Annotated in this window: 5 protein-coding genes; 1 reads left to right on the forward strand and 4 read right to left on the reverse strand. The window is 63.9% G+C overall.

The window, feature by feature from the left end; translation table 11 throughout:
* Nucleotides 1-178: 178 nt before the first annotated feature.
* From D1646_RS15625 to glf, 4 genes are all read right to left on the reverse strand, one after another.
* Nucleotides 179-1,234 carry an S-layer homology domain-containing protein gene (locus tag D1646_RS15625; RefSeq protein ID WP_160637365.1) on the reverse strand — a complete coding sequence of 352 codons (1,056 nt, stop codon included), beginning with the start codon at nt 1,232-1,234 and terminating at the stop codon, nt 179-181.
* A 16-nt stretch (nt 1,235-1,250) separates the two neighbouring features.
* Nucleotides 1,251-2,042 carry a DUF4037 domain-containing protein gene (locus D1646_RS15630; protein ID WP_201754718.1) on the reverse strand — a complete coding sequence of 264 codons (792 nt, stop codon included), beginning with the start codon at nt 2,040-2,042 and terminating at the stop codon, nt 1,251-1,253.
* Between the two features lie 26 nt (nt 2,043-2,068).
* Nucleotides 2,069-3,097 (reverse strand): glycosyltransferase family 2 protein, encoded by a 1,029-nt coding sequence (locus D1646_RS15635; RefSeq protein WP_160637367.1) that lies wholly within the window; start codon nt 3,095-3,097, stop codon nt 2,069-2,071.
* Between the two features lie 225 nt (nt 3,098-3,322).
* Nucleotides 3,323-4,561, reverse strand: a complete 1,239-nt coding sequence (gene glf / locus D1646_RS15640) for a UDP-galactopyranose mutase (protein WP_160637368.1) — start codon at nt 4,559-4,561, stop codon at nt 3,323-3,325.
* Nucleotides 4,562-4,717: 156 nt separating this feature from the next.
* On the opposite strand from glf, the gene D1646_RS15645 reads away from it, so the two are divergent.
* Complete coding sequence (locus D1646_RS15645; protein ID WP_160637369.1) at nt 4,718-5,527, forward strand: 4Fe-4S binding protein; 810 nt, start codon at nt 4,718-4,720, stop codon at nt 5,525-5,527.
* Nucleotides 5,528-5,827 lie beyond the last annotated feature (300 nt).

The following is a 5,827-nucleotide window of genomic DNA, read 5'->3' on the forward strand; positions in this document are numbered from 1 at the left end:
CGCAAATCAATCCCCACCGCACCGCTCTGCCCCTTTTCAAAGGGGCCGGGCCGCCTGTGGGCGGGACGGGGATGGGCCCTGCGGAGCAGAGTCTCATAGAGCGACGGACCGTGGCCGTCCTGCCGCCTTACAAACAAAAAGGAGGAGCGCCGCGGCGCTCCTCCTCTTTAATTCTGGCTTACATACTGAGCACACTCACCGAGAAGTAAATTTTCCCGTCCTTCCTCACGTTGCCCAGGGAGACGGCCAGCGGGTCCCGGTAAAACAAGACCTGGTCGCCGCCGTCGTCATCCTGATATTTGGAGATGGGCTCAAAGCCCTGGGCCTGGAGCAGCTCGTAGTACCGGCTCAGCAGGCTCTTGTCCTCTTTGAGCCGGGCGTTCACCTCCGCGCTGGCGTAGAGATAGCCGCAGGCAGACCCCTCGTCCACCACCTCGGCGGCGGCGACCCCCGCAAAGGCGCCGAAGTCGGGCACATCGGGGTACATCTCATAAAAGCTCAGCTGGGGGGCGGGGGTACTCTCCCCGGGGGCCTTCTCCCCGCCGGAAGAGACCTCAGGCTGCTTCTCTCCGCCGCTCTGGTGGAGGGTGAAGGTGGTGCGGCGGGAGGCGTCGGCCAGATTGGCGATGATGACGCTGGCCTCGGCCCGGGAGATGCCGCTGTCAGGGCGGAACTCCCCCGCCTCATTTACCCCGGACACGACCCCTGCGCGGTACAGCCGGTACACCGCCTGAGCATAGCCGCTGGCAGCGTCCACGTCGGGGATGGAATCAATGGTGTTGATGGCGGGCAGGGCCTCCTCCGGCAGGGCGGCGGCCAGGATGGAGGCGAACTGGGCCCGGGTCGCGGCGGCCCCATAGTCGCTGTACTCCCCGGCGGCAATGATGCCATGGTCCAGGGCGTAGTCCACATAGAACTGATACCAGGGGTCGGTGGGGGCGCTGGCGGCCTCCCCCGTGTGATACACCCCGTAGAGGTTGCAGGCCGCCACCAGGGTCTGGGCGATGCTCACCCCGCTCCCCGCCCCGAAGGCGGAGGGGCTGGCGCCGGTCATCAGGCCCAGCTCGTAGACCTCCTTCACGTGGGGCTCGTACCAGGCCCCGGCGGGCACGTCGGTGAACTGGCCCGGGATATAGGTCCCCTCCCGTTTGAAATTCTCCAGTCCCGGCTCCGCCGCCAGGGCTCCGGCGGGCAGCAGCGCCAGCACCAGCGCGATGGAAAGCAGTCTCTTCATACCCGTTTCTCCTTCTCTATGTCATGTTCTGCGTTGGATACACCTTCTCCAGGGCGGCGAGGATGGCGGCCACGTCCCCCTCAACCCGCTCCGGCCTGTGGAACAGGTCCTGAAACAGCGCCTCCAAATTCTCCTCGAACCCCTCCGGCAGCAGTGCGCACCGCGCCCGGCACAGCTGGACCAGCCGCTTCTCTCCGGGGTGGGTCAGTCCGTTCAGGGCAAAGAGGAAGTCAAAATAGGCCTCCAGAAAGGCGGCGGTCCGGTGGTTGACGCTGACCCAGTCCCTCCGCTTCACCGCCTTGGCCAGCTGTCCGTCATAGGCGGGCAGGGCGGTGTGGAGCAGCCGCCAGTCCCGCTCCAGGATAGCTCTCCTGAGCTGGGGCGGGTAGGGGACGGAGAAGCGCTCCCGGGTCCGGGTCAGGCGGCCCTCCTTGTCCCAGAGTATCCTGCACGTTAGCAGATTGTGCCACATACAGGTGGTGTAGCCGTTGCGGGCCTGAAAGCCCTCCACCACCTCTGCGACCCCGGCGGCAAAGCTGTCCAGGTCCCGGTAGAGAATGTCGAGATCCACTCCGCTGTTCAGGCGGCAGTTGTCCTCGTACTCCCAGAAGGAGTTGCCCAGCTCCAGCAGGCAGCAGTGCCGCTCCAGAATCTCCCTGCGGGTCTCCACCGGGATGGGGGCGGTGCAGTAGAGATAGACGTCGTAGTCCGAGGCCGCGTCAAAGACCTCCCCCGCCCGGGAGCCCCCCAGAGCCAGAGCCTCCGCCTGGGGCAGGGCCCGCAGCTCCTCAAACAGCTGCTCCACCATATCCATTCCTCCTCACCTCCGCTTTGTCAGTTGAACTTGTAGATCTTTTTGGCCAGCCGGTACAGCCGGATGGACAGCCGGCGGCCCGAGGCGTTGGGCAGGTTGGTGGCGGCGGGGATGGCGAAGTATTTCATCCGGTGGTACAGTCCGGCGTCCACCGTCCGCAGATACTCCCACAGCTGGGTCTTCTTCCCCAGGGCCTCCGGACTGCCGTCCATGGTAAGGAAAATGGAGGAGATTGCCATCATGATCGCCAGATAGTTGTACATATACTTGCCCAGCTTCCGCTCCTGGCGGCCCACCTGGCGCAGGTCAATGGCGTCGATCATGTGGTAGGTAACCCGCAGCTGCTGGTCGACCCGGCTGATCATCACCTGCTCGTTCACGCTCTGGTCCGCCCGGCCAATGAAATACCGGTACAAGTCCACGTCCATGTAGTAGATATTCTTCACGCGGGGCAGGGGCTGGTAGACAAAGATGTTGTCCACGTAGAAGGTGTGCTTGGGCAGCTCCAGGCCGCAGTCCCGCAGTACCTGGGTCCGGTAGATGACGCTGTGCATCAGCAGATACTGCCCAGGCCGGAACCGCCCCGTGTGCTTCCAGCCGAAGACCCGGCCCACCGGGAACACGTTGCGGTAGTTCACCGGGCGCTGGGTGTGGTCCTCCACGTGCTCATAGACGTAGTTGGCCACCATCAGGTCCACCAGCTTCCCGTCCCGGACAAACTGGCGCAGCTTATCCAGCACCTTGTGCAGGGCGTCCACGTCCAGCCAGTCGTCGGAGTCCACTACCTTATAATATATGCCCCGGGCGTTGCGCAGACCCTGGTTCACCCCCTCGCCGTGGCCGCCGTTGGGCTGGTGGATGGCCCGCACTATGTCCGGGTACTGCTCCTCGTACCGGTCGCAGATGGCGGGGGTGTCGTCCTTGGTGGAGCCGTCGTCCACCAGAATGATCTCAATGTCGTCGCCCCCCTGGAGCAGAGTCTCCACGCAGTGGTCCATGTAGGCCGCCGAGTTGTAGCAGGGGACGGCAAAGGTAATCAGCTTTTCCATGGGTTTTCTCCTTTTCGTTGGGATGTGCCAAACAGGCTTTCTCGCTAAAAGGCCGGTGCGGCTGTCGGATTTAAACAATCCCCGCCACCGTTTATCAAGTCCCGCGAAGCGGTGGGGATTGACTGGCGGGTACTCTTAGGGACAATCCCCCGCCCTCGCTTCGCTCAGGGGCCCCCTTTGCCAAAGGGGGCAAGCGGCTGCGCCGCTTGGAGGCCCGCCGCTTCTTTACAGCCGCTCCGCCAGCTCCAGGGCCCGGGCGGCGATGGCGTCCATGTTGTAGTATTTGTATTCCGCCAGGCGGCCCAGCAGGTGGAGGTCCTTCTTCTTATCCGCCTCCGCCTTGTACCGGGCGTACAGGGCGTTGTTCTCCGGATTGATAACGGCGTAGTAAGGGATCTCCCCCTCCGCCCCGGTGTAGGCCCGGGCGTACTCCTTAACAATGGTGGTGACCCCGGGCAGGTCCTGGCCGGTGAGGCGTTTGAACTCGGTGATCCGGGTAAACTCCTCGTCCATGGTGTAATTCACGGTGGTGTGGGTCTGGTAAAAATCCCCGCCCCGCAGGGGGTGGTCGGGATAGGGGGCGTGGGGGGCGCTGTAGTCCCGGTCTTGCCAGGTCTCAAACTGGAAGTCCAGAGTCCGGTAGGGCAGGCGGCCATAGCGCAGGTTAAAGAACTCGTCCAGGGGGCCGGTGTAGATCAGGGGACAGCCCAGGGGCTCCCGGGTCTCCCGGCGGCGGATATCGTACTCCTCCAGGGCCAGGTACTGCCCCACGTCGGTGTTCAGCCGCACCTCAATATTGGGGTGGTCCAGCATCCTCTGGAACATTTTGGTATAGCCCTCCAGGGGCATCCCCTGGTAGGCGTCCTGGAAATAGCGGTCGTCCCGGGAGAGGAACACCGGGACCCGGGCGGTGGTGTTGGGGTCGATGTCCTCCGGCTTCTGGCCCCACTGCTTCATGGTGTAGCGGACGAAGACGTGCTCATAGACATAGTCCGCCAGGGCGGCGATTTCAGGGTCGGGGTTCTGCCGCAACTCCAAAATGGTGACCTTCTTCTCCGCGCCGTAGGCGGCCACAAGCTTATCCCCCAGCCGCCGGCCCTCCTCGGCTCCGAAGGCGGTCTCCAGCGAGGTAAGGTTGAAGGGGACCGGGTATTGCAGCCGCCAGCCCGGCTTTCCCCCTCCCTCGGGGTCGGGAATGTTGGCCACGACCCGGTGCTGGTAGTTCCGCCATTGGGTAAACCGGGACAGCCAGTCGAAGACCTTCTTGTCGTTGGTATGGAAAATGTGGGGGCCGTATTTGTGGATCAGCACCCCCGCCCCGTCCAGACAGTCGTAGGCGTTGCCGCCGATGTGGTCCCGGCGCTCCAGCACCAGAACCCGCCGCCCCTTCTCCGCAAGGGCCCGGGCGGCCACCGCCCCGGCATAACCCGCCCCCGCGATCCAGAGGTCATAGTGTTTCTCCAAGCCATATCCTTCCTTTCTGCGAACGCGCTGTGTCCGGTATAGTATAGCACACTTTTTCCGGAAAACAAATTAAATTTCCCTTAATCATTTCCCCGATTGCTTTTCCTGCCGTCCTCCGATATAATAGGCGTATCAGATTGAAAAAGGAGCGTTATGATGGAGATCAACCGAATTTGTGTCCTGTATTTCAGCCCCACCGGGGGGACGGAGAAGATTGCCCGCATTGTGGCCGGCGCTATGGGCCAGCGGCTGGGGCTGGAGCCGGAGTACATCCCCTTTACCACGCCTCAACAGCGGCAGGAGCGGCACTTCGGCCCCGCCGACCTGCTGGTGATGGCCTCGCCGGTGTATGCGGGCCGCCTGCCCAACAAGCTCATGCCCGAATACAAGGAGAAGCTCCTGGGGGAGGGGACCCCCGCCGTCCCTCTGTGCGTCTTCGGCAACCGCAGCTGCGATGAGGCCCTGCGGGAACTTGCCCTGCTGCTGGAGGGCAACGGCTTCCGGCTGGCCGGGGGGGCCGCCTTCCCCGGACGCCACGCTTTCTCCGACCGGGTGGGGGAGGGCCGTCCCGACGGAGAGGACCGGCGGCAGCTGGAGGAGTTCGCCCAGAGGCTGGCGGACAAGCTGGCCCAGGACCCCCTGCCCCCTCTGGACTTCGACCGCAGCGAGATCGGCCCCTACTACACCCCCCTGAAAACCGACGGGACCCCGGCGAAATTCCTCAAGGCCAGGCCCCTCACCCACTGGGACAAGTGCTGCCGCTGCGGCGTGTGCGCCCGGTCCTGCCCCATGGGGAGCATCGACCCCGAGACTATGGATGCGGTGGGGCTGTGCATCAAGTGCCAGGCCTGCGTGCGCAAGTGTACCCGCCGTGCCAAGTTCTTCCAGGACCCGGACTTCCTCTCCCACGTGACTATGCTGGAGGAGCACTATACCCGGCGGGCGGAGGCAACGCTCTGGCTGTGAGAGGGCGAAGCGGTGGGGATTGACCTGCTTGCATTACTTCGACTTGAAATCTGAGGTAGAAGATGGTACTTCCAGGGACAATCCCCCGCCCTCGCTTCGCTCAGCCACCCCCTTTGCCAAAGGAGGCAAGCGGCTGCGCCGCTTGTGGGGCCCTGCTTCGCAGGGCTCATCCCCCGTCCCGCCCGCAGGCGGCCTGGCCCCTTTGAAAAGGGGCTCCGCGAAGCGGTGGGGATTGATTTGCTGGCACTGCCTCGCCTGAAAATCTCAAATAGAAGGTAGTCTGCCGATGACAATCCCCCG

The sequence above is a fragment of the Pseudoflavonifractor sp. 60 genome (genome assembly GCF_009911645.1).
In the GTDB taxonomy this organism is placed as follows: domain Bacteria; phylum Bacillota; class Clostridia; order Oscillospirales; family Oscillospiraceae; genus Lawsonibacter.